The organism is Ruminococcus sp. MCC718, from assembly GCF_018783905.1.
GTDB classification, from domain to species: domain Bacteria; phylum Bacillota; class Clostridia; order Lachnospirales; family Lachnospiraceae; genus Hominisplanchenecus; species Hominisplanchenecus faecis.
Map to the genome: position 1 here is coordinate 1 of NZ_WQNP01000059.1, position 1,544 is coordinate 1,544.

At 44.7% G+C, this 1,544-nt stretch carries 1 protein-coding gene; it reads right to left on the reverse strand.

Annotation, left to right across the window (positions count from 1 at the left end; translation table 11 throughout):
* Positions 1 to 414: 414 nt before the first annotated feature.
* On the reverse strand, positions 415 to 1,191 hold the full coding sequence (locus GPK60_RS07150; RefSeq protein ID WP_215659155.1) for an RNA methyltransferase: 777 nt from the start codon (positions 1,189 to 1,191) through the stop codon (positions 415 to 417).
* Positions 1,192 to 1,544 lie beyond the last annotated feature (353 nt).

The following is a 1,544-nucleotide window of genomic DNA, read 5'->3' on the forward strand; positions in this document are numbered from 1 at the left end:
GTTCGCTGTTCGCGTCGGCTTTGTTATTTTAGCACATCTCTTTGTGCTTGTCAAGTACTTTTTTAAACTTTTTTTCGAAGCTCTTTCGAACTTCTTAAGTCGTACCAGACTGTGTTGCTTTGTCTCTTTCGCAGCAACTCTGATATTCTATCAAAGTTTTTCCGGTTTGTCAAGTACTTTTTTCATCTTTTTGATTCCGTCCCCGGATCGTCTGGATGATTCCCTGACTGCCTGTATCTCTCAGGCTCCGTTGTTTCTGCGTTTCCGCCGCAACAGTTGGTATGATACCACTGTTGTGCGGATCTGTCAACAACTTTTTTAACTTTTTTTCTAACTTTTTCTAACAGCTCTAAGTATACTTAAAACAGACTTACATTTCACTCAAACGCACACGACTCTTGCGAAGCGTTTATCTTAGTTTCGCCTCTGCCTCTGGGCCTCATACATCAGGATCGCAGATGCAATCCCGGCATTTAAAGATTCTACTTTCCCGCACATTGGAATACGGATACGCCAGTCTGCGCTTTCTGCAAGTTCTCTTGTAAGACCATTCCCCTCGTTTCCGATCAGAAAGGCTGTTGCTTCTTTATAATTCTGTGCATCGTGAACACTGCTGCCCTCCAGATAGGCCGCATAGGTTTGGATCTTGCACTTTTTCAGTTTCTGCATAACCTCTTGCATATTCTCAGCATAACAGAATGGCACGCGGTATATGGACCCCATGGTAGCACGTATGGTTTTGGGATTATAGATATCAACGGTTCCGTTGCTCATGATAACGCCTGTAATACCCGCACCTTCTCCTGTACGCACAATGGTTCCGAGATTGCCCGGATCCTGAATATTCTCCAGAACCATGATCAGCGGTGTACTGCCCTGAATGATATCGTCCAGATCATACTCAAAACGTTTCACGAGGCTTAACACGCCCTGTGGCGTCTTGGTATCAGAAGCCGCCTCAAAGACGCGGTCTGTGACGATTTCCAGGCTTTCCCCTTTCCAGATATCTTCTTTCTGATGTTTTTTGTAAAAACTTTCTGATACATAGGTCTTTATTACCTGGTCTGTCGGTGCTTCCCGGTACATTTTGATTCCTTCTATAATAAAGATTCCCTGTTCCTGACGCAGCCTGTTCTTCTTCTGAAGCTGGATCAGATTTTTGATCTGCGGATTTGCGGTGCTGGTTATCATATTTTTCTCCTCTGATTGAAAATAAAAGAGCCGGTAGTACCTTCATACTGGTAATATCCGGCTCTTACATACGTTTGACTTGAATATGGGTGTTGATTATTTATATCATGATGCCAGGGTCAAAAGGTCTAAATCCACATGAGCTTGCTCATAGGTGGATGAAAGACCTTGGGACCCGCCCCGGTATGAGCATAAAAGCGGGATGATAATCCCACGATATGCGAATACTGGGGTGCTATGTGCCAGTGGCACATGTTTAGCACCGACCGAAGAGGAGCGTAGAAAGGATTGTGGGAGTGCAACGCACGGAACAATCCGTAGGCATCATAGTTGGGGACTTTTGACACCCACAT

Bases quoted from the DNA above. Each gene is read 5' to 3' on its own strand.
- GPK60_RS07150 (WP_215659155.1), bottom strand. From the start codon at position 1,191: ATGATAACCAGCACCGCAAATCCGCAGATCAAAAATCTGATCCAGCTT.